20 protein-coding genes and 1 pseudogene are annotated in these 22,205 nt (G+C 61.9%); 15 read left to right on the forward strand and 6 right to left on the reverse strand.

Annotated elements, in window-relative coordinates:
- Nucleotides 1-13: 13 nt before the first annotated feature.
- The gene (locus PQQ96_RS08930) at nucleotides 14-1,582 is read right to left on the reverse strand and encodes a tannase/feruloyl esterase family alpha/beta hydrolase (protein ID WP_408290917.1); all 1,569 of its coding nucleotides are present in this window, start codon (nucleotides 1,580-1,582) and stop codon (nucleotides 14-16) included.
- A gap of 231 nt (nucleotides 1,583-1,813) precedes the next feature.
- On the opposite strand from PQQ96_RS08930, the gene PQQ96_RS08935 reads away from it, so the two are divergent.
- The 10 genes from PQQ96_RS08935 to PQQ96_RS08980 all read left to right on the forward strand — a co-directional run bounded on the left by PQQ96_RS08935 (nucleotide 1,814) and on the right by PQQ96_RS08980 (nucleotide 10,496).
- The gene (locus PQQ96_RS08935; RefSeq protein WP_408290918.1) at nucleotides 1,814-1,975 is read left to right on the forward strand and encodes a 2-hydroxycarboxylate transporter family protein; all 162 of its coding nucleotides are present in this window, start codon (nucleotides 1,814-1,816) and stop codon (nucleotides 1,973-1,975) included.
- An 87-nt stretch (nucleotides 1,976-2,062) separates the two neighbouring features.
- Nucleotides 2,063-2,767, forward strand: coding sequence for a FadR/GntR family transcriptional regulator (locus PQQ96_RS08940; protein WP_408290920.1), 705 nt, complete (start codon nucleotides 2,063-2,065; stop codon nucleotides 2,765-2,767).
- A 73-nt stretch (nucleotides 2,768-2,840) separates the two neighbouring features.
- On the forward strand, nucleotides 2,841-3,731 hold the full coding sequence (gene ltnD, locus PQQ96_RS08945) for an L-threonate dehydrogenase (protein ID WP_408290922.1): 891 nt from the start codon (nucleotides 2,841-2,843) through the stop codon (nucleotides 3,729-3,731).
- Nucleotides 3,732-3,745: 14 nt separating this feature from the next.
- Complete coding sequence (gene otnK / locus PQQ96_RS08950; protein WP_408290924.1) at nucleotides 3,746-5,056, forward strand: 3-oxo-tetronate kinase; 1,311 nt, start codon at nucleotides 3,746-3,748, stop codon at nucleotides 5,054-5,056.
- The gene (gene otnC, locus PQQ96_RS08955) at nucleotides 5,053-5,715 is read left to right on the forward strand and encodes a 3-oxo-tetronate 4-phosphate decarboxylase (RefSeq protein ID WP_408290925.1); all 663 of its coding nucleotides are present in this window, start codon (nucleotides 5,053-5,055) and stop codon (nucleotides 5,713-5,715) included. Before otnK ends, otnC begins: the two co-directional genes overlap by 4 nt.
- Before the next feature lie 22 nt (nucleotides 5,716-5,737).
- Nucleotides 5,738-5,881, forward strand: coding sequence for a hypothetical protein (locus PQQ96_RS08960; protein ID WP_408290927.1), 144 nt, complete (start codon nucleotides 5,738-5,740; stop codon nucleotides 5,879-5,881).
- 28 nt (nucleotides 5,882-5,909) lie between these two features.
- Nucleotides 5,910-6,701: a 2-oxo-tetronate isomerase gene (otnI, locus tag PQQ96_RS08965; protein ID WP_408290928.1), complete on the forward strand. Its 792-nt coding sequence runs from the start codon at nucleotides 5,910-5,912 to the stop codon at nucleotides 6,699-6,701.
- 26 nt (nucleotides 6,702-6,727) lie between these two features.
- Entirely contained in the window at nucleotides 6,728-7,708 is a 981-nt protein-coding gene (denD, locus tag PQQ96_RS08970; RefSeq protein WP_408290929.1) for a D-erythronate dehydrogenase, read from the forward strand.
- Nucleotides 7,709-8,165: 457 nt separating this feature from the next.
- Nucleotides 8,166-9,368 carry a 3-oxoadipyl-CoA thiolase gene (gene pcaF / locus PQQ96_RS08975; protein ID WP_408290930.1) on the forward strand — a complete coding sequence of 401 codons (1,203 nt, stop codon included), beginning with the start codon at nucleotides 8,166-8,168 and terminating at the stop codon, nucleotides 9,366-9,368.
- Nucleotides 9,369-9,923: 555 nt separating this feature from the next.
- A complete protein-coding gene (locus PQQ96_RS08980; protein WP_408290932.1) occupies nucleotides 9,924-10,496 on the forward strand; it encodes a hypothetical protein in 573 nt (190 codons plus the stop codon).
- Between the two features lie 211 nt (nucleotides 10,497-10,707).
- On the opposite strand, the gene PQQ96_RS08985 is transcribed toward PQQ96_RS08980, so the two are convergent.
- Both PQQ96_RS08985 and PQQ96_RS08990 read right to left on the reverse strand, forming a co-directional pair.
- Nucleotides 10,708-11,088, reverse strand: a complete 381-nt coding sequence (locus PQQ96_RS08985; RefSeq protein ID WP_408290933.1) for a DUF2917 domain-containing protein — start codon at nucleotides 11,086-11,088, stop codon at nucleotides 10,708-10,710.
- Nucleotides 11,089-11,339: 251 nt separating this feature from the next.
- Nucleotides 11,340-12,344: a DUF535 family protein gene (locus tag PQQ96_RS08990; protein ID WP_408290935.1), complete on the reverse strand. Its 1,005-nt coding sequence runs from the start codon at nucleotides 12,342-12,344 to the stop codon at nucleotides 11,340-11,342.
- 369 nt (nucleotides 12,345-12,713) lie between these two features.
- Between PQQ96_RS08990 and PQQ96_RS08995 the strand changes: the two genes are divergently transcribed.
- The 3 genes and pseudogenes from PQQ96_RS08995 to PQQ96_RS09005 all read left to right on the forward strand — a co-directional run.
- On the forward strand, nucleotides 12,714-13,418 hold the full coding sequence (locus tag PQQ96_RS08995; RefSeq protein ID WP_408290936.1) for a response regulator: 705 nt from the start codon (nucleotides 12,714-12,716) through the stop codon (nucleotides 13,416-13,418).
- A gap of 192 nt (nucleotides 13,419-13,610) precedes the next feature.
- Nucleotides 13,611-14,396 (forward strand): alpha/beta hydrolase, encoded by a 786-nt coding sequence (locus tag PQQ96_RS09000; protein WP_408290937.1) that lies wholly within the window; start codon nucleotides 13,611-13,613, stop codon nucleotides 14,394-14,396.
- Between the two features lie 663 nt (nucleotides 14,397-15,059).
- A pseudogene (locus tag PQQ96_RS09005) lies at nucleotides 15,060-15,935 on the forward strand (ATP-binding protein); the annotation flags it as partial.
- Nucleotides 15,936-15,957: 22 nt separating this feature from the next.
- On the opposite strand, the gene PQQ96_RS09010 reads toward PQQ96_RS09005, so the two are convergent.
- Nucleotides 15,958-18,291 (reverse strand): patatin-like phospholipase family protein, encoded by a 2,334-nt coding sequence (locus PQQ96_RS09010; RefSeq protein WP_408290938.1) that lies wholly within the window; start codon nucleotides 18,289-18,291, stop codon nucleotides 15,958-15,960.
- 179 nt (nucleotides 18,292-18,470) lie between these two features.
- Nucleotides 18,471-19,745 (reverse strand): metallophosphoesterase family protein, encoded by a 1,275-nt coding sequence (locus PQQ96_RS09015; protein ID WP_408290940.1) that lies wholly within the window; start codon nucleotides 19,743-19,745, stop codon nucleotides 18,471-18,473.
- 551 nt (nucleotides 19,746-20,296) lie between these two features.
- Here PQQ96_RS09015 and PQQ96_RS09020 point away from each other — a divergent pair.
- Nucleotides 20,297-21,229: a hypothetical protein gene (locus PQQ96_RS09020; RefSeq protein ID WP_408290942.1), complete on the forward strand. Its 933-nt coding sequence runs from the start codon at nucleotides 20,297-20,299 to the stop codon at nucleotides 21,227-21,229.
- Nucleotides 21,226-21,621, forward strand: a complete 396-nt coding sequence (locus PQQ96_RS09025) for a hypothetical protein (RefSeq protein WP_408290943.1) — start codon at nucleotides 21,226-21,228, stop codon at nucleotides 21,619-21,621. The genes PQQ96_RS09020 and PQQ96_RS09025 overlap by 4 nt, the downstream gene beginning before the upstream one ends.
- A gap of 158 nt (nucleotides 21,622-21,779) precedes the next feature.
- On the opposite strand, the gene PQQ96_RS09030 is transcribed toward PQQ96_RS09025, so the two are convergent.
- A complete protein-coding gene (locus PQQ96_RS09030) occupies nucleotides 21,780-22,172 on the reverse strand; it encodes a 2-oxoglutarate dehydrogenase (RefSeq protein WP_408290945.1) in 393 nt (130 codons plus the stop codon).
- Nucleotides 22,173-22,205: the final 33 nt, after the last annotated feature.

Raw genomic sequence — 22,205 nt, forward strand, 5'->3', positions numbered from 1 at the left:
GGGCGTTGCGCTTTTAACTGCTTGCGCAGCTATAGCTGGCTGCCTGGTTGATGTCGCCCGAGCCGTTGTAGTGCGGCACAGTCGGATACGGGCAGTCTGGCAGCGTTGCGGTTACATTGCCGTTCGCATCGAACTTCGTCATGGTCAACTGACCGGGGGCAACGCCTTGCTCGACCCAGGCGATCATGGGGCCAATGTAGTCGAACTGATCGGGTCCATTGCCACCTGCGACATGGCCCACGCCGGCCTCACGGTAGAACCGCGCGTTACTCGCCGCCGAGCCTGCGAGTTGCGTCATGGTCAACCAGTTGCGGAGATGGTCACGAGCCGAGAGCAGCGGATCGGCACCGCCGTGGAACGAGATGAGTTTTTTGCCCGAAGCCAGATACTGAGCGATAGCCTGCAGGCTGTGATCGGCCCCCGCGCTTTGCAAACCTGCTGCGATCGCGGGATAGGCGCTGTCGACGTTAAAGGTCGCCTGCAAACTTCCCGCATTCGTTGCTGGCAAGAGCCAATTGCCATTACCCGTCGCGATTCCGGCGAATCCGCCTCCGAGCGTTGCATACGCACCGACACCGAGCGCGCTGCCGAAATCGGCCCAATAGTAACCGGAATAGAGCAGGGTTCCGCTACCGGTATTGAGCGCACCAATCTCTTGCCGGACCGTCTGTAATTGCGCCGGTGTGAGACATGTCGCTGCCGGCGCGCCTGCGGTCCCGCATTGAAGCGGCGCGGGGTCGTAGGTGCATGCGTCGGGGTTCAGTATCACGCCGTTTGCGTTGCCGCACTGTTGTAACGCTGCCTGATAGGCGGCTGTCCATTGCGCGCTGCTAGGCATGGCGGGCGTTCCGACCTTGGAGGCCATGCTGAGCCATGCCATGGTTTGCGTCGCCATGTTCATTGTTTCGGAGCCGGCGATGATGCCGTCATAGTCGCCCGGCCAATCCTGTGCGACGAGGTAAGCGTTTCGGCCGCCGTTCGATGCGCCTTCGAAGTAGGTGTACTTAGGCGCCTGACCATAAAAAGCCGCGATCACCGCCTTGGCAAAATGTACGGTGATGCCAAGTGCGGCGTATGAGTAGTCCTGCTTCTGGGTTGCGTTGTCAATGAAATCGGCCGGATTGCCGTCCCGGTTGCCCCCGTTTGAAGCGGTGAAAGCCATGCCTCGTTGCAAAGGTTGGGTGAGGGGGAATTGCTGGTTAATAGATTCAACCGTCGGAATGGTTCCGTCGAATCCGCCCCCGCCTTGATGGAACAGACGGTTCGCGTAGTTGTCTGGAAGATCGACCTCGATGTCGAGCGTGGTGCCCTGGGCGCCGGTTGCACTCACCTTGCAGTAGGCTGGAACATTGCCGCTCGCTTCAGTGCGCTTTGTAGCGGTAATCTGAATGCCGCCAATAGTTTGGCCGTTAAGCGTTGCGCATTGAGCGGCGTTAGTCTGGGCGACAGTTGGGGGCGTCACGTCGTCACTTCCGCACGCAGCGACTAACACGCAACCAAGACCGGCGATGCCCCACACCAAACACGACTGGGTGATCCGCAGGCGCGCGCTGCTAGAGCGCTTTTGCACATCCTCACTCACCATTTCCCATCTCCTGGATGACGAAACACGTTTTTATTAATTAACCGACCGGTCGGTAAGTGCTGGCGAGGTGCAGGATAATTTGCAGGAAATGGTTCGGATAGCGGCGTTAACCCTGTGAGGGGCGCACAAGCGTTTCCGCGGATCAGGTTTTGATTTGAAACCGCGGCGTGGCCCAGGCGTCAATTTGGTATTCCTGATTGACCCGCTCCAACGCTTTCGTCCGCGCAGTTGCTTCAGGTGGTGTCGCCACGCGTGGGGAGCGGCGCACGCTTCATGTATGGATTCTTCTCGACGGCGGTGACCTATCCGCTGATGTTTGCCATCAGTGTTGCGATGACGCCATGGGGTGGGAACGTCACGGCTTTTCACTGGGTCAATAGTCTGCGGTAGCGCGTAGCTGAACCCAGGGTTTGCATCGATGCCGCCGCAGTCTCAAATTTGTATGATGACCCGACAACATGATCCATCGGGGTATCCATGTTCGACAAGATTCCTGTTCGCGCGCTGAGCGATACCGTCGCGCAGCAGTTGCTCAAGCAGATCGACAAAGGCACTTTCGAGCGCGGCGGCAAGCTGCCGACCGAGGCGGTGCTGGCGCAGCAGTTCGGCGTGAGCCGCACGGTGATCCGTGAAGCGATTTCGCGGCTGAAGAACGAGGGCGTGGTCCAACCGCGCCAGGGCAGCGGCGTGTTCATCGCCACGCACGGCGCGATCCGGCCGCTGCGCATCGACTATGCGGAAGCGGTTGAAGCGGGCTCGGTGCTGCAAATTCTCGCGCTGCGGCGGGCGATCGAGGCGGAAGTCGCCTCGGAGGCCGCCATGCGCCGCAGCGAAGCGGACATGATGTCGATCGATGCGGCACTCGCCAGGATCGACGAAGCAGAGGCCGACGGCGAGAACGGCGTCGCCGAAGATGTCGCTTTCCACCGCGCAATTGCTGCCGCCACCGGCAATCCGTATTTTCTCAAGACGCTCACCTTCCTGAATCAATACCTCGAAGCCGGCACCATGGTGACGCGGCGCAACGAAGCGCTGCGCGATGACTTCTCACGTCAGGTGCGAGAAGAGCATGCGGCCATCGTCGCGGCGATCCGGGCGGGCGATCCAATGGCCGCGCGTAACGCGGCGAGCACCCATATGAATAACGCGGCACGACGGCTCGCGGAAGCGGGTATTTGCTGAGCTGAACCGGGCCGGCTTGGGTTGGGTTGGGATTCGTCGGGGCGCTTGCGGCTAACCAATGGAGAAGTCGAGTATGTCCAGACAGGTCGGCGTTATCGGTCTCGGGGCGATGGGCATGGGCGTCGCGCGCTCGTTGCTGCGCGCGGGCTTTCAGGTCCACGCGTGCGATCAGCGTAGCGAGATCCTGCAGGCGTTCGTTACGGCTGGCGGCGTCGGCTGTGCGTCGCCTGCCGAGCTTGGCGCGCAATGCGAGGTGGTCGTCACGCTGGTCGTCAATGCGGCCCAAACCGAAGCCGTGCTGTTCGGCACACAAGGCGCGGTCGCTGCGATGAAACCGGGTAGTGTGGTGATTGCGAGCGCAACCGTGGCGCCGGACTTCGCGATCGATCTCGGCCAGCGTGTCGAAGCCGCCGGCATGCAGATGCTCGACGCACCGGTGTCCGGTGGCGCGGTGCGCGCCGCGTCCGGCGAAATGACGATGATGACGTCGGGCCCGGACACCGCTTATGCCGCGTGCGAGGACGTGCTGGCCGCGATGGCGGGCAAGGTCTATCGTCTGGGCCCGGCGCACGGTGCGGGGTCGAAAGTGAAGATCATCAATCAGTTGCTGGCTGGCGTGCATATCGCCGTGGCCGCGGAGGCCATGGCGCTCGGTTTGCGCGAAGGGGTCGATCCCGATGCGCTGTACGAGGTCATCACGCATAGCGCGGGCAATTCGTGGATGTTCGAGAACCGCGTGCCCCATATTCTGAGCGGCGATTACACGCCGCTCTCGGCGGTCGATATCTTCGTGAAGGATCTCGGCCTGGTGCTCGATACCGCACGCCGCTCGAAATTTCCATTGCCCTTGTCGGCGGCGGCGCATCAGTTGTTTATGATGGCCTCGACCGCCGGGTATGGTGGCGAGGACGATTCCGCGGTGATCAAGATTTTCCCCGGCATCGACTTGCCGGCGGAGAAGTAAGCGTGGAGTCGGCCATGACCCCTTCGTCCAGACGTGCGCTGCTCGGCTGCATTGCCGATGATTTCACCGGCGCCACCGATCTCGCCAACATGCTGGTGCGCGGCGGCATGCGCACGGTGCAGACCATCAGCGTGCCCGCGTCGAATGATTTCGTTGAAGCCGACGCGCTGGTCGTCGCGCTGAAGTCGCGCACGATTCCCGCCGCCGATGCGGTCGCGCAATCGCTCGCCGCGCTCGACTGGTTGCGCGCGCAAGGATGCCGCCAGTTCTTTTTCAAATACTGCTCGACCTTCGATTCGACCGACGCCGGAAACATCGGCCCGGTCACGGACGCCTTGCTCGATGCATTGTCCGCTGAGGTGGGCGCAACGGCTTTCACGATTGCCTGCCCGGCGTTTCCCGAGAACGGCCGCACGATCTATCGCGGTTATCTGTTCGTCGGCGATAGATTGCTGAACGAATCGGGTATGGAAAACCATCCGCTAACGCCGATGCACGATGCGAACCTCGTACGCGTGCTTCAGAGGCAGACCGGATCGAAAGTCGGCCTCGTGCGTTACGACGCCGTGGCGAAAGGCGTGTCGACCGTACGCGAATCCTTCGATGCGCTGCGCAACGACGGCGTGCGAATAGCGATTGCCGATGCGGTATCGGACGCGGATCTCTACGCACTCGGCGAGGCCTGTGCCGACCTCACGCTGATCACAGGGGGCTCCGGTGTCGCGCTAGGTTTGCCCGGCAATTTCCGTCGCGCCGGTTTGCTCGCGCAAGGCAACGATGCCGCGCAATTGCCGGGCGTCGAAGGATTGTCGGCGGTGCTGGCCGGCAGCGCGTCGACCGCGACTAACGCGCAAGTGGCGGCCTGGCGCGAAACGCGGCCCGCGTTCCGCATCGATCCGCTAGCGGCGGCGCGCGGTGAGCCGGTGGTCGAGCAGGCACTGGCCTTTGCCCAGCCGTACCTGGATAAAGACGAACCCATGCTGATCTACGCCACCGCCATGCCCGACGAAGTCAAAGCGGTGCAACGCGAACTCGGTGTCAACGAAGCGGGACATCTGGTGGAATCCACCTTGGCGTCGATCGCACGCGGGTTGCGTGAGCGCGGCGTGCGCAAGTTCGTCGTGGCGGGCGGTGAGACCTCGGGCGCCGTGGTGCAGGCGCTCGACGTGCGCACGTTGCGTATCGGTGCACAGATCGATCCCGGTGTGCCCGCGACTGCAACGACGGACGCCGAACCGCTCGCGCTCGCATTGAAATCCGGCAACTTCGGCACGATCGACTTTTTCGAAAAGGCACTGCGCCACCTCGATGGAGCCGTGCAATGACCGGCACGCCCGCACTCCACACGACGAACGAAGCACGTGTCCGCGAAGAAATCTGCGTGACCGGTGCGAGTCTCTATCAACGCGGTTACACGGTGGGTAGCGCCGGCAACATCAGCGCGCGTCTCGACGACGGCTGGCTGATCACGCCGACCGATGCCTGCCTCGGCCGGCTCGACCCGGCCGATATCGCCAAGGTCGATTTCGACGGCAACACGGTGTCCGGCGGCAAACCGTCGAAAACGCTGGCGTTGCATCGGGGCATTTATGCCCGCAACGACGAGGCGCGCGGCATCGTCCACACGCATTCGACGCATCTCGTCGCATTGACGCTCGGCGGCGTGTGGCGCGACGACGATGTTCTGCCGCCGATTACCCCGTACTACGTGATGAAAGTGGGGCACGTCCCGCTGATTCGTTACAAGCGCCCCGGCGACCCGCACGTGGCCGCGCAGATCGCCGCGCTCGCGGGGACCGTTCGCGCGGTTTTGCTCGAGCGCCTCGGGCCGGTGGTGTGGGAGCGCTCAGTGGCGCAGGCGTCGTATGTGCTTGAAGAACTTGAAGAGACCGCGCGCCTGTGGCTGATGACGAACCCGCGGCCCGCGCCACTCAATGATGCGGCGCTCGAAGAACTGCGGACTGTGTTCGGCGCACGCTGGTAGGCGCTGACAAAAGCAAAGCCAGATGGCGCTGCCACGCTGGCAAGTAGGTGCGGACATGCTGGTGATCGGCGCGACGGCGGTCTGGCTCAAGTCAGACCCGCCAGTTAATCGCGAGATCGAGATCTTGTGCGCGGAGCAGGGAATCATTGCAGCTTCCGCGCGCTGAACGAAACCATTTTCAAGGAGTTGCTGCCATGCCTCGCTTCGCCGCTAATCTGACCATGATGTACAACGAACACGCTTTCCTCGACCGTTTCGCTGCGGCGGCAAAAGACGGTTTCAAGGCAGTGGAGTTTCTGTTTCCCTACGATTTCCGTGCTGGCGACATCAAGGCCCGGCTCGAAGCGAACGGTCTAACGCAGGCGCTCTTCAATGCGCCACCCGGCGACTGGGCCGCGGGCGAACGCGGCATTGCTTCGCTGCCGGGCCGCGAAGACGAATTTCGCCGCAGCATCGAAACCGCGCTCGATTACACGCGTGTACTCGGCAATCGCAAACTGCATGTGATGGCCGGTTTGATTGGCGCGGATCAGCCGCGGGCCAAACATCGCGAGGTGTATCTGAAGAATCTTGCCTATGCCGCAAAGGCCGCACAAGACGATGGCATTACCGTGGTGATCGAGCCGATCAATACGCGCGATATCCCGGGCTTCTTTCTGAACCGCCAGGACGACGCGCAGGCGATCTGCGCGGAAGTGGGGGCGCCGAATCTCAAGGTGCAGTTCGACTGTTATCACTGCCAGATCGTGGAAGGCGACCTTGCGGTCAAGCTCAAACGCGATATGGCAGGCATCGGCCACATTCAGGTCGCGGGCGTGCCGGAACGCCATGAGCCCAACATCGGCGAACTGAATTATCCGTATCTGTTCGATCTGATCGACGCGCTGGGCTATGACGGCTACATCGGTTGCGAATACCGGCCGCGGGCCGGCACATCGGCAGGACTCGATTGGCTCAAGCCGTATCTGAACGCCGCGCCCCAATAAGTGATCAAGCAAGGACAACGCACCTCATGAAAATACTGATCACCGGCGGTGCGGGTTTTCTCGGCCAGCGTCTTGCGCGTGAACTGTTGGCGCGCGGCGCGGTGAAGGATGAGCACGGCAAGCCGCAAGCGATTACCGAACTGGTGCTGCTCGACGTGGTGCACGGAAGCGATTTCGGCGACAGCCGCGTGCGGTCGGAAGTGGGCGACATCGCTGAGCGCAGCGTGCTTGACGGCGTGATAGACGACAGAACCGCAGCGATCTTCCATCTTGCCGCGATCGTGAGTGGGCAGGCCGAGGCGGATTTCGATCTCGGCATGCGCATCAATCTGGACGCGTCGCGCCTGCTGCTGGAAACCTGCCGACAGCTTGGGCATACACCGCGGGTGGTGTTCACGAGTTCAGTGGCCGTGTATGGCGGCGATCTGCCTGAGGTCGTGCAGAACGACACCGCGTTGAATCCGCAATCGTCGTACGGCGCGCAGAAGGCGATCGCGGAGTTGTTGCTCAACGATTACACACGGCGGGGTTTCGTCGATGGCCGGGTGTTGCGCTTGCCCACCATTAGCGTGCGGCCCGGTAAGCCGAATGCGGCGGCCTCGTCGTTTGCGAGCGGCATCATTCGCGAGCCGCTGAACGGCGAAGCGGCGGTGTGTCCGGTAGCGGGCACGACGCGGTTGTGGCTGCTGTCGCCGCGCAAGGCCATCGAAAGCCTGATCGCCGGAGTCGAAATCGATTCCGCGGCGCTCGGCAACCAGCGCGTGCTGAATCTGCCGGGAATTTCGGTGAGCGTCGACGAGATGGTGGCCGCGCTGCGCGAGGTGGCGGGCGACGAGGTCGCGAAGCGGATCGTGTGGGCGCCGGATGCGCGGGTGGAGAAGATTGTCGGCAGCTGGCCGGGGCAGTGGGATCCCTCGCGTGCGGAGCGGCTCGGGTTGAGCGGCGACCGCAGCTTCGCCGATGTGATTCGCGGTTATATCGCGGACGAGCAGATTCAGATCCGCTGATCGCGCGCGTGCCGAGGCTGGTGTTTTCAAGGTGATCCGGGACAACAGAACGACCCCAGGCCTCGTGCCGGCAGCCGCAAAAGCACCGTTGCCGGCACGAGCGCGTCAATAGTCAGACCAATACAAGGCCATTGAAATGAGGCCGCCGACCTGCGCGTATTCCCTGGTCCGGGGTTGGCTTCGCTTGACATGGTTTCGCGCACACGCCTATTATTGCGGCTAGTTGTTCGATATATGACCGTATGTTCGTATAAAGAACAAATGGCCGCCATCCTGGGCCCATCGTTCACCATCCTGCGCTAAGCTGAATTGAGGTGACGGCTGCCATGCGGCCGTTTTCCATTGCGCATCGCCGGGTCGATGATGCAGAGCATCCGGCTCGCGCCAGGCGGCCGGCGCCACTAACGGCTATCCGCTAGCGGCCCAGCGCACGCAGCACACCAACTGGAGACATCACATGACCGAAGCATTCCTGTGCGACGCGATTCGCACCCCCATCGGCCGCTATGCGGGTTCGCTGTCGTCGGTTCGCGCCGACGATCTGGGCGCAGTGCCGCTCAAAGCGCTGATGGAGCGCAACAAAGACGTCGACTGGAACGCGATCGACGACGTGATCTACGGCTGCGCGAACCAGGCCGGTGAAGACAACCGCAACGTCGCGCGCATGTCGCTGTTGCTGGCCGGTTTGCCGCAAGGCGTGCCGGGCTCCACGGTGAATCGCCTGTGCGGTTCGGGCATGGACGCCGTCGGCATCGCCGCGCGTGCGATCAAGTCGGGCGAGGCCGCGTTGATGCTGGCCGGCGGTGTCGAAAGCATGAGCCGTGCGCCTTTCGTGATGGGCAAGGCGACCAGTGCGTTTTCGCGCCAGGCCGATATTTTCGACACGACCATCGGCTGGCGTTTCGTGAACCCGCTGATGAAGCAGATGTACGGTGTGGATTCGATGCCGGAGACAGGCGAAAACGTCGCGACCGACTACAAGATCAGCCGTGCCGATCAGGACGCGTTTGCGATGCGCAGTCAGCAGAAAGCCGCGCGCGCGCAACGTGACGGCACGCTCGCGCAGGAAATCGTCGGCGTGACGATCGCGCAGAAGAAGGGCGATCCGATCGCCGTGCTGCAAGACGAACACCCGCGCGAAACCAGCCTTGAAACGCTCGCCAAACTGAAGGGCGTGGTGCGCCCGGACGGCACCGTCACGGCAGGCAACGCGTCGGGCGTGAACGACGGCGCAGCGGCGTTGCTGCTGGCCAACGAAGACACCGCGAAGCGCTTCGGCCTCACGCCGCGCGCACGCGTGCTGGGTATCGCAACGGCAGGTGTCGCGCCGCGCGTGATGGGCATCGGCCCGGCGCCTGCCACGCAGAAATTGCTGGCTCGCCTGAACATGACCATCGATCAGTTCGACGTGATCGAACTGAACGAAGCCTTCGCCTCGCAAGGTATTGCCGTGCTGCGCGCACTCGGCGTCGCGGATGACGACGCGCGCGTCAATCCGAACGGTGGGGCGATCGCGCTCGGCCACCCGCTCGGCATGAGCGGCGCGCGTCTGGTGACCACCGCGATGTATCAATTGCACCGTACGCAGGGCCGTTTTGCACTGTGCACGATGTGTATCGGCGTCGGCCAAGGCATCGCGATCGCTATCGAACGTGTTTAATGGCTTAGCGTTTTTGCAGGGAAGTATCGCAGCGTAGTTGGCGTTGATGCTTCGCGTTTAGCGCTTCTGCGGCCGCATAATGAACAGCCCCTTCGCTCAGGCGACGGGGCTGTTTTATTTGGCGCGGCGCTTGGCTTCATCGGCTATTGAGATTGTGTTTAATTGGTGTTAATGACGACGTTCGATTGCATTGCAGCGAATGCCGTCGATATAAAGAATAATGAGCCACGGGGCTGTCATGCAGTATGTGTTTAATGCTGTATGAATATCGCGTATTGTCGCGGCATATCGAGAGACGGGCGGGTTGAAGCCGTGCTGTCAGCGGGCAAGACGCCGCTGCAACACCGCGCCGCGGCACTTCTTATCATGCCTTCTGTGGATTTGAAAATCACAATATAAACAATCTTCGCTTCTTGTAAGGCATGTACAATCGTTGCGCCGTACCCATTTAGTAATTGCCACCCTGAAGCTGTATGCATTCATGGTGTTAATCGGCATCCTGCGGTTTCAGATCGCGGTTACACCAGTTCGAACAATTTCTCGAGGAGAGCGTAAATGAAGGCAGCGACGATTGGAGCAGCGTTGATGGTAGCGGCTTTCGCCGCGGCGCAACCAGTGTGGGCCCAAGATGCAATGGCCAGTGCCGCACAGGGCATCGTCAGCGAAGTGCAACCGGTGCATGTGAAGGCGGAGATCGTCGGTATCGATCCGGGCACCCGCACGCTCACGCTCAAAGGGCCGGGCGGCAACGCGGTGGTCGTGCTGGTGAGCCAGGAAGTGGCCGGCTTCGATCAACTGAAGATCGGCGACCGGGTGGATGTGCTGTACAAGAATGCGTTGTTGCTGAAGGCCGAGAAGGTCACCGGCGCAGATAAGGGCATTCGTGCACGCGTCGATACGCAGGTGTATGCCCCGGCTTCGGGTGGCTTTGCATCCGCGCGTCAGGTCGAAGTACTCGCCACCGTGCAGAAGATCGATCACAAGAAGCGCCTCGTCACGCTGCGCGGCGCCTATCAGACGCAAACGCTCCAAGCCGGACCGGACGTCGATCTGAAGGGCGTCAAGGTTGGCGATACGATTCACGCAGTATTCGTTTCGGCAGCGGCCGTGCAGGTGACGCCGCAGTAAATGCCACGCCGGTAAGCGGCACGCGCTCAGGTTGCCTGTGTTCACGCAATCCGCGTTCAAGCAACCGGCGTAAGCAATATCAGGCAGCGGCGTAACACGGCATGCCTGGCTCCCCGGAGCCGGCATGGCTGATCGGCAAGCACCCCTCATTGCAGGGGTGTTTGCTTTTCTGCGGTACGAAAGTTCGACCATCGAGTCGCGGCGGGGCACGCTATCGAGCCGCCGGTGTCCTCAGACCCAGCCATGCGAGCCGCCCCAGCCAACGCGTGACGAGCCCCCGTCTGGCAGGCAGCGCGCAACTCAACGACACGCGCGCGGTGCGTTCGCTATCCGTGCTGAGCCACACGCGTTCGCCGCGTTGCAGCTGGAACGCGTTGCCCGGTTCGAGCCAATGATCGTAAGGCGAGTTGATGCGTGTGAGCCAAAGGCGCGCACCGTGCACGCGGAGCGTGCTGTCGGCGTCGACACGCCACGTCAGCGTTGCGCCGGGTACTACGGAAAAATGCACGACTACTTGCGGCTGATGCTCGTTCTGTTGATATGCAGACAGACTTGAGTCGTCATCCATGCACTGCGGGCTTGCCTGATCCATCTTGCTCTCCGTCATCGAGCCGGCGGACGGAGGAGGCACCCACAAAACAAAAGGCCCCTTCCGTTACCGGCGGGGCCTTTGGGTCCTGTTTTGCAGATTCAGACTGCTAACGCGCACATGCTCCCAAATGCCTGCCGATCATGGCATGCATTGTTGGGTTTTTAATCGCGAAGGCGATGGAGATGTGCGTCAACATGCGAATGAGTGTGCCGTTTTGTCGCATGTCTTGTCAATAAAAAATTGCAATGAATTCAAGCGACAATGCGAGGCACGCACAGTCGGCTCGTCTTGCTTGCCGCGACGCTCACGCGAATTTGCGCGGCGAGTGCGCTTCGCAATGCGTAACGTTTGCGGCGGGATGCGTCGCCGGTGTTGTCAGCCTGGCGTTCGGCCAGATAGCGCGCCGGCGGTGCGAGAACGAACCAGCCGTTCCAGCGCGCGAGCGCCCCGCACTCGATAGACAGTCGATCGTAGTCCGCGGCCACGCGACGTTTTCTCAGGCAATAGCGCCAGTTTGCATAGATGTGCGCCTGCTTCGAGACGATGAAGGTGCCGCCCGCATCGAGCGCCGCGGCGACACATTGGGCAAGGTAAATCACCAGCACTTTCGGCCGCAGTCCGTGCCACCGTTTGGTGAGCGCGCGAAACAGCTCGCGGCCGTTGACGGACTTGTCTGGCCCCTGCACGGAGCCGATGCAAAGACGTGGCCGCCGCACCTTGCCTCCGAGATAGGCGAGACTGAAGGTGCAGGAGACGACACGCTGATCTCGCGCATCGCGGATGCACAAGGTCCAGTCGCCTTCCTTCTGAAACTGTTCGATCGACTCGAGCGACACATGCCAGCGTTCGGCGCCCACCTCGAAGGATGCGATTGGCGCCGAGCCGACTGCGGCGATGCGCGCGGCGAGTTGCGGTACGCGCTGCTGTGTCAGCGCGTGATGATCGAGGCTCGCCATGAGGCGTTCGCGCGGGCTGAAGCGGGTATGGAGGAACGGCCGGTGCATCCGTTCGAGCGCGGTAGGATGACGTTGCACCAGATCGTGCAGGGGCGAAATGGCGCAGCGTTTGAGCCATACTTGCGTCGAACGCCACGACATCAGCGAGCGCAGCCACAGGCGCATGCGCCGCCAGCGATGAAATAGGCTGGTGCCGGGGTAGAGGGCATGAGCGGCTTGCTGAATAACCGCAAAGGATGCGGTGGCTCTCGCGAACCACGGCGAGCGGGCGTGAGCCCGTTCGTTGGAAACAGTCGTCACGGCAGATCCTTGGGCTATTTCAACCGGGGGGATGCTAGCGGCGCGGATCGCGTGTCCGTGTCGAATTGCTTGTGTGTTTGTCGAGTTTTGTCGCGCGCGTCGCATGATGTGCGGCGCATCCGCTATGCTGTGCGTCGAGCCAGCTCGTCCGGCTGTTGCCGGCGGTGCGGTTTTCTTCACCGTGGCGCTTTTCACCGGCGGCGCGAGCCTGTCTGGACGCATATGGAACGCGCCAGGATAACTGCCCGGTATGTATCACGCCGCGCTTGTGCAGGCCGCCATCCCTCGGCCGCGAGCCGCGGCCCGAACGGCCGATGTCGCGGCCGCCGCTATTGATATTGAAACAGTCAGCCCAGAACGATTCGTCCCATGCCATTCCGGATCCTGCTTGTCGAAGACGATGACCGCCTGTCCGCGCTGGTCGCGGGTTATTTGCGCAAACACGAGTACGAAGTCGAGACCGTGCTGCACGGCAACGACGCCGTGCCGGCCATTCTCAAGCGCCGCCCGGACCTGGTGATTCTCGACGTGAACCTGCCTGGCAAGGATGGTTTCCAGATTTGCCGCGAGGCGCGCGAGCAATTCGACGGTGTGATCATCATGGTGACCGCGCGCGACGAGCAGTTCGACGAAGTGCTGGGCCTCGAATTCGGCGCGGACGACTACGTGCATAAGCCTGTCGAGCCACGCGTGCTGTTGGCGCGTATCAAGGCGCAGCTGCGCCGCTTGACTGCGCGCACGCCGGAGGCGGGCCAACCCGAGAGCTACGCCTTCGGCAAGTTCGAGATCAGCCGGGCAAGCCGCACGGTCAAACTACCGGACGGCAGCCTGCCCGATCTGACATCGGCCGAGTTCGATTTGCTGTGGGCGCTCGTGAGTTGCGCGGGCGAAGTAGTGAGCCGCGACGAGTTGATGCGGCAACTGCGCGGCATCGAATTCGACGGCCTTGACCGTACGATCGACGGCGGCATTTCCAAGCTGCGCCGCAAGCTGCATGACGACGCCGGCACCCCGCAGCGCATCAAGACGGTACGCGGCAAGGGCTACCAGTTCAGTAAGCTGGCATGGGATTAAAGGCGTTTGCAGCGGTCGCGGTTGAGTTGCGGCCGAGTTGCAACCGAGGGGCGGGCGAGTTGGCGAAGCGTTTCGATAGAGTAATACGTCGAAATATCGGCCGACAAAACTCTACAAACGCGGTCGTAAATCGACAGTCATGTGAGGCGGGGCTGATTAGCATCGCAGGCTTGTGCAACGACAGGCTTAGTGATGTCCGCTCGCGTTTCCCCACTTTCCCGCCATGCTGTGTTGATGATTCACGGCTTGGGTGGCACGCGCCATGATTTTGGCGCGCTCGACCGCAAGTTCGAGCAGATCGGTTGCGACGTGCATCTGCCGTCGCTGCCGGGCCACGGCTCGAGCCCTGACGCGTTGAGCCGCGTGACGTTGAGCGACTACATGCAACTGCTGAGCCGCACATATCGCGACCTGGCTAAACGCTACGAGCGTGTGGACGTCGCAGGCATTTCGATGGGGGCATTACTTGCCTTGATGCTGAGTGCGCGTGAGCGCATGACGACGGGGCGTCTCATCCTGCTGTCGCCGCCATTGTTCCTTGACGGCTGGGGCGGCTCACGCCTGCGTCCGCTGCGTTATTTGATGTACTGCGTGCCGGGTCTGCGCCGCCTGATCCGCGTACCCGAGGGCGAGCCCTTTGGCATCAAGAACGCGCGCATCCGCAACCTGATCCGCCGCCATTTGCAGAAGGGGAGCGGCGTCCACTATCCGTACGTGCCGCTGGCGGCGATCGAGCAGGTTGACTGGATGCGTTTCGCGGTGAAACGAGCATTGGGTCGCGTAACCTGCGAGACCTTGGTCATGCACTCGGAGGAAGACGAGGTGACGAGCATCCGCTCAGCGGAATTCGTGTGCGAGCACCTGGGAAGCCGCTCAGTGACACTTGTGCGCTTGACCGACAGCTACCACATGATCACATTAGACAACGAGCGCGACACGGTAGCGGAGCAAACCTTGGCATTCGTCCAGAGGGCATAAGCGGCAAACGGAAGGACGAAAAAAGCGCAAACCTGAGCAACGCAAACCACCGACGGCGCGCGGAGGAACCAGGATAAACTGCCGCCTGGCGTTATGAAGAAGGCATCGGCGCGCGCAGCGCCGCCGGAAGTATGACGCCCTTGTCACTGACGCCGAATGTGCGAGAGCACAGATTCCAGATGCACCACCTCCAAGCCAGGGGGCCCGCTTATGAGCTGGCGGGTTGAGCCGCTTTCTTTGCTTATCTTTCTTTGCGGCGGCAAAGAAAGTAAGTGCCGCCCCGCACAGGGGCAACGCTAATAGACCAAAACCGCATTAGATGGGCAAAGAAAGCAAGTGCCCGCCCCGCCCAGGGGCAACACAGCCAGACCACAAACGCAATAAAAGAGAATCAAAGCGAGAACCCAGATGCCACCCACAGCGGAGCAAAAAAAACTAACCCCTTACCGCTATGGCAAATGGCGCTGGCACCGCTTCCGCCGCTCCTGGACAGACACAAGAGCAGACAGAATCCCGAGCTGGTCGAGGCTCTACATACGCGTCTACACGCGTCTATTAACGCTAACAGCATTAGTGCTAGCAGCCTCAATCACGACCCTAAGCCTGACACTAAAAACATCCCCATCGATCTGGCCAACACTAGCCACACCCAAAGCGTCAATCCCAATCGCATCGTTCACGCTACTGCTGCCAGCAATAACAGCCTACCGTTGGATGCGCCCAGTCTGGCTAGACCTGGTGATGGTGCGCGAACGCGCAATAGACTTCACAGGCGGCAGATTCAACACAAGAGCACGCGAATCGCACAGCGTAATAATCGGCCCACTAGCCCGCACATTAAACGCGTTAGCCGAACGCATGGAACGCCTGATCGCGGCGCAGCGCGAACTCACCAACGGCATCTCCCACGAACTCCGCACGCCTTTAGCCCGCGTGCGCTTCGCCCTGGAAAACCTCCGCGAACCCGCATCCGCAGCCGAATACAACAGTGCATTGGCAAGCATCGACCAGGACGTCACCGAGCTCGACGAGCTCATCGACATGAGCCTGACCTACGCGCGCCTCGAATACAGTTCTCTGCAGTCGAACCTCGAATCCACGGTGCTCGCGGCATGGTTCGACAGCCAGATCACCGACGCCACGCTGCTTTACGCGGACAAGCAACTCGTCCCGCAAGTCGATGTGGACACGTCGTTACGCGTTGTGATGGACAAGCGCCTCATGTCCTACGCGATGCGTAACCTGCTGCGCAACGCCAGCAAATACGCCGACACGCGGATCATGGTCGGCCTGAGCGTCAAGCATGGCAATGTGGAAATCTACGTGGAAGACGACGGCGCCGGCGTGCCACTCGACCAACGCGAGCGCATTTTCAACGCCTTCGTGCGGCTCGATCGTCAGACCGGCGGCTACGGCTTAGGTCTCGCGATTACGCAACAGGTGCTGCGCGCCCATCACGGGCGCATTGCCGTCACCGATCCACTGACGCTGAGCGGAGCGCGTTTCGAAATAAGCTGGCCGGTGGGCACGGTAGCGTGAAACGCGTCGTTTCTGCCGGGCCTCAATACGTATGTCCGAGCTGGAAGTAAAAGTTATGGCGGCCGCCTGGCGCGAACGCTACACCCAGATATATCGGTCCGAACGAACTGGTCAACGCGGTGAAAACCGTCACGCTGCGCTTTAACGGTCCGCTGCCGAAGTCGGAATCGCGGTTCCAGACGTTGCCCGCTTCAACGCTCAGCCCCGCATACAGGCCGCGAATCGGCGAGGCGGCGAAGGTGGCGAGCTGATTCATGTACGTGACCTGGCCGTACACCATCGAATTGCCGGACAGTTGGTCGGCGGCGTAGGCCGACAAATGCTGGAAGCCGCCCAGCGTGAAGCCGAACGGATTCGTCAGATTGGTGCCGCCGAAGTCGTTACCGGCTTCGATGCTCGCGTTGATACTGTGTCGTCCATAACTTGCCGCGACGATACTTTTTCCGTATACCTCGGTGAAGCTGTCGCTGCCCGCGAACAACGAACGTTCTACGCGTAGTTCCCCGAAGTAACCTTTGCGAGCAAACAGCGGATCGTCGAGCTGATCGATCACGAGACGTGCGCGAGCGCTAAGCTGCCGCCCGTAGATATCGGGAAACAACAGCGGCGAGTTAGACACATCATCGTCGAGCGGCAAGTTGTATTGTGGCGACGCGTAGCCATGCGCGTATGCCACGCCGATACGGAAGTCGCCGAGACGCGCGAGCGGTACGCCGAGGTCGAGCCCGGCGCGCTCGGTTTGCAAGAGGTATTGCGTGACCTTGACGTTGCCGGAATCGTCGTAGAGGTTGGCATAGCGGCGCTGAAACTCGAGGTAGGGCGCGACGTAATAGCCAAAGGAGGTCGACAGAGGCTGCCGCAGCTCCGCATGCAGGTTGATCAGGTCGCTACCCAGGGTCCCGTCCACCCGTCCTTCGAGCCCTGACGTAGTGAGCCACGGCCGGCGATAACCGAGATGCAGCCGGAAGCCGCCTTCGTCTGTCGAACTGCTCGACAAACCCAGCCCGAACAGCAGGAAATTCGGCCCCCACAGCTTCTGTTGCGCGGAGACAATGAGCGTGTGCTGGTCGCCGTCGTCGACGAGTTGCTGGCTCACGCTGTCGAAGTCGCCTGCGGTAGTGAGCGCCAGCAAGTCCTTGTTGAGCGCGACCGGATCGTACACGTCGCCGGGCTGGACGTGCAACGCGGCGCGAATGCGTGTCTCGGGTACCACCCCTTGCGACGCGATCTCGATGCGCGTGATCCGCACCGGACGCATGGCGGGCTTGCCGTGACGAGCGCGCCACGCGGCATAGTCGGCGGGTGAGAGCGCCAGATGCTGAAGCTGCGGCATGGCCGCGCGCGTGGCGGCGGCGCCGGCCTCGATCGCCTGGCTCGCGTTGGCGAAATCGGTGAAGCTCAGCGAGCCGAGCGCCGGTTCGATCAGTACGTCACCGGCTTGCAACTGTTCACGTTGCCGCGCGACGTTCTGGTGTATCAGGATGCCGATCATCTGCTGCATCACGTCGGCGGGCGAGGCCAGCGCATCCAGCGGCCGCAGCGGCGAGCCGATATCGACCGCGATCACGACGTTCGCGCCCATGTCGCGTGCCGTTTCGATGGGCAGATTGCTGACGATGCCACCGTCGACCAGCGTGCGCCCGTCGATATCGGCAGGCGCGAACAGGCCAGGTAAGGCCATGCTGGCGCGAATCGCCTGCGGCAGCGAGCCGTGATCGAGCACCACCTTCTGGCCGGAGCGCAGATCGGTCGCGATCGCGCGATACGGGATCGGCAGCTTGTCGAACGAAACATTTCCTGGCACCGCGGACGTCCAGTCCTGCAGCAGTGCTTGCAATCGATTGCCCTGGATGAGCCCGACCGGCAACCGGAAGCCATTGGCGCCGTAGCCGAGCGACAGGCTGTTCACATACAGTTGCTCGTCCTCGCGGCGCGACTGCGGCAGATCGGCGCGTTCCGTGACGTCGAACGCGATGTCCGCGAGGTTGATTCCGGCGAGGTGGTTTTGCATGTCCTGCGCCGTCATCCCGCTCGCGTACAGGCCGCCGACTACCGACCCCATGCTGGTGGCGGCGATACAGTCGACCGGAATGCGGTTTTCCTCGAGCACCTTCAGAACGCCGAGGTGTGCATAGCCGCGCGCGCCTCCGCCTGACAGCACGAGACCGACAGAGGGGCGGCCGGCCGGGCCGGCTTCGGCGGTGCACGCGGATTCGGCGGCCTGAGCGGGGCGGGCGAAGGCGGCGATCCCGCACGCCAGCAGCACCACGGTGCAGCGCAGACGAAGAACGATAGGCCGGCGCCGCGTGTGCGCCGCTGATTGTTGTAGTTGTTCGCTCGCCAACGCTCGACTCATCTGTTGTGACGCAGGAAGAAAACCGAGAGATTACATTGTTTTGCTCCGGTAAAAACAGGTGATTTCGCATAAATGGGCGTTTGCGAAAAATCGTAGTCATAACGCCATGGGCGCCGCATCAACGCGAGGTGTCGAGATGAAGCGGGTTGGAGCCGGGCGTCCGGCGCGAAGTCCAGACACTAATGACGCATTAGTGCACGCACAGCCTTGGCAGCCATCGGGTGTCCCATGTCTGACGCAACAAAATGCGCCACCTTGCGCTCGGCAAGGTTGATCGTTACGTAGTCGTTCGGTGCTTTCGTGTTGAGACCATCGGACGCCGAGTGATACTCGATACGTAACTGCGTGGCGGTGACGACGATGCGCAGATAACCGTAGTTGGTGTCGTCGTAGTTTTCCAGCACGACCTGATCGGTGGTGGCCGACGCCGCCTGCATGATTTGCGGCGCGCGGATGGCGGGCGCGCCCTGCGCGGCGAGCTTGACCAAACCGTGTCCACCGTTACCGCATACGAGGTAGGGAATCTGCGTGCCGTCCGCATTTCGCGTGCGTGTGAAGCGCTGATAATTGTGCGCATGGCCGGAGAGAAACGCATGCGGCCATACGCCGTTGGCTTCGCAGATCTTGTCGATCTGCGCCAGCATATCGACGCTCGATCCGTGCCCGCCCGCGCTGTACGGCGGATGATGATCCGCGATCAACAGTGCGCCCGTGAACTTCTCGGCTTTGACACGCTTGAGCGCGGCGTCGAGAAAGTCGAGTTGAGTGCGCCCGATGGTTGGGTTTGAAATCACACCGGGATCTTCGAGCGTGTTGCTGTAAATCGCCAGTACTCGCACGAATGGCGCCTCGAACGTGAAGAACACGCCGGGCTGAATTTGCGCGGTGCGCGAAAGTCCGCCGGCTTCGGGGGTAACGGCGAACGTCTCCGCGCAAAAATTTCGCAGGAACGCATTGAGACTGGCGGCGTGCGCTTCCGGCGAAACCATGCCGTCGTGGTTGCCGGCGCAGGCGAGGATCGGCGCCGGATAGTTTCGATACGGTTCGTAAAACTGATCGTAATAGTACTTGCCCTCGCCAAAGCTATAGACGACGTCGCCGAGTAATAGCGCGAACTGCGGTACCTCGCTGGCATTGGCTTCGTTGAAGTCGGCGGTCAATTTGTCGGTCACTTCGTTTTGGGTCGCCGGGCCGCTCGTGTTGCCGCAATCCCCTAGCGCGTGAAATACCAGTTGTCCGGCGGCTGTGATTCTGTCGATGGCGGTTGCGTTGTCACCCATGACATCGGCCAGGGTCAACTGGGGCTCCACGCCACCTCTCGGCGCGGGAAATGGCAACGGAAACAGTTTGTGCTCCGCATTGAGCTCGTCGATTTCCTTGTAGGCCGCATTGTCCGACGGATGGGGCACACGAAACACCGTTGGGTCCGCAGTCGGCTGCGGCTGCGCGAACACGGGCTGATCCAGGATTCGCGGACGGAGCGTGGCGGCGGCGGTGGTAGTGCTCGCAGTCGGGTTGGAGCCGCTAGCGCGCGCAGTGGCTTTTTTTCCGGATGCCGCGGCCTTGCTGGCCGACTTTCGCTTCCCTTCAGCTTTCGCCGTGCTTTGTTTCGCTTTGGCTTTGGGTTTCGACTCGCGTTTTGCCGACATATGCGCCTCTTGAGGAAGAGTAAGCGGGGTGGTGATACGCAAGCGGCTCTCGCCGTTCCGTTCATTGAACCCTACGACATACGCATTTCGGAAAAGTGTCACGGTGGCGTCGAACGTGACTCGCGGTCGCGTTCGACCAGGCGCGCGGCATGGGCTGGACTCGACCTGAAACAATTTATGTCGGAATATGTCGCGGCCCGCCCGAATCGGTCGGAAAGCCTTGTCCAGCAGGCCTCCGTCGTGATGACACAGGGCGACATATCTTCGCTGCTGATTAAACTCGCGCGTCCTTCTATAGTCCGTTCGTTGCCACGCCGCAGTGCGCAGAAGTGGCCCGAAATCAAGAAGGACATACCGTGAAAAACTGTTCGTTCGTCGTCCCAGCCACCGGCGCTTTTCCTGCCCCCGTGACATCCATTGCATCCGTACGCGGCACGCTGCGCAAACTCGTGCTCACCACAACGGTCGCCGTACTCGCGCTTGGGAGCGCGTCGGCTTTCGCCTGGTCGCAGCACGGCACCGCGTACACCTCGCGCGGCACCTACAACGGCGCGCGTTACGGTTCGTGTGGCGGCGGCAGTTGTTCGCACGCGGGCGGCGTAGCCGGTCCATACGGCGGTGTGGCGACCAACACCGGCACGGTGACCCGCAATGCGCCCGGCCAGTTCTCGAATTCAGGCACGGCGACGGGACGCTACGGCAACCAGGTTCAGCACGCCGGCGATACCAACTGTGCAGGCGGCACGTGTTCCCACACCGGCACCCTGACCGGCCCGGACGGCAAAACAGCTACCACGTCAGGCGATGTGACGAAAACCGCGCCTGGCCAGTATTCGTCGTCCGGGTCGGTCACGGGCTCGAACGGCAACACGGTCAACCATTCGGCATCGACAAACTGCGCGGGCGCTTCATGTTCACGTTCGGGCACAGTGACGGGGTCTGATGGTGGGACCGTCAATCATTCCGGTACGGCCACGCGTGTCGCCCCGGGCGTCGTGACGACGTCGACAAGCGGGACGGTCACCACCACCGGCGTCGTTACAACGGGCAGCACGACGGTAGTGGTTGCGCCGAAGCCGGTTGTCGTCGTGCCGCCGCCGGTTGTGTATGTGCCGCCGCCTCCGGTCGTTGTTGCACCGCCGCCGGTTGTCTACGTTCCGCCGCCGCCCCCGCCGCCTGCTGTGTATGTCGCGCCGCGCGTGGTCTATGTGGCGCCTGCGCCGCGCCCTGTCGTGTGGGTGCCGGGGCACTGGGTAGGCAATGTCTGGGTCCCGGCGCACTGGTCATGAGTGAAAACGTGCGGGTGAGAACGGGCGATGAGGCCGGGCAAATCGGTCCGCCGTGGATGAGCGAGCAGGGAAGTGTGAAGACGGTCCAGTCACGTTTCAACGCGATACGCACCCGGACGTTATGCAAGGTAGGGGCCTTGGCAACGATGATCGTTGCTACCGGTGCGGCGATTGCAGTCGGTGAGGGCATCACAAACAGTGCAACGCATGTTGTGCACCGAGCGATTCAGCCCGAGCAGGACTGCTCGGCGAAATACGCGGCGTTGCTCGACCTCGCCGAGTTGGCGAGACGGGATGGCAAATCGTCTGAGGTCGTGGTGCGTGGGTTGAGCGACCGCGGCGGTGCAATGAGCGGATGTTTGCCGACCGGAAAGAACGCGCGATCGGATTAAACGCACGGAACCCGAACAAGGCCGGGAGGCCGTTCAGTTTTGCTAACAGCGGTCAATCGACGAAGGCGAGTCACAAAGGCAACGGTGCTTTTGCTTGGGTCGAAAGCGGGCGCTCCACATCCTTGAACAAGGAGCGCCCCTTAGTCACTGCCCCAGGGCTACCGCCCCTGCTGCTGCAGATACTGCCTGACGTCGTTCATGGTCACACTCCCTTTATGGCTTGTATCGATCTGATCGAAGTGCTTGGCGACATAGCCGAGCCCCTCGGTCTGGGCCTGAGTTTTCGTGACCGCCGCGCCATTGCTCAGTGCCGTGTTCGCCCCCAGGCGCGCTTCGAGCCGCTGTTGAGCTTCCTGCTGCAGTGCCGTGCCGGTTGACGGCGTGATGGGGGCAGCCCGGTTTTGAGGAAAGAACGGACCGTCGACGCCTCTCGCCCCGCTTGGCGGCGTCGCCGGCGCCACCGCTTGCGGCGGTAACGCATGCGCGCTGCCGATAAAGCAGCCGAGGACGATCAACGGGGAGACACGCCGCAACATATCGAAAAGAGACATGATGACTCGCATTGATTGAGTGAATAGAGTATC

It is taken from the genome of Paraburkholderia sediminicola, from assembly GCF_046027825.1.
Taxonomy (GTDB): Bacteria; Pseudomonadota; Gammaproteobacteria; order Burkholderiales; family Burkholderiaceae; genus Paraburkholderia; species Paraburkholderia sediminicola_D.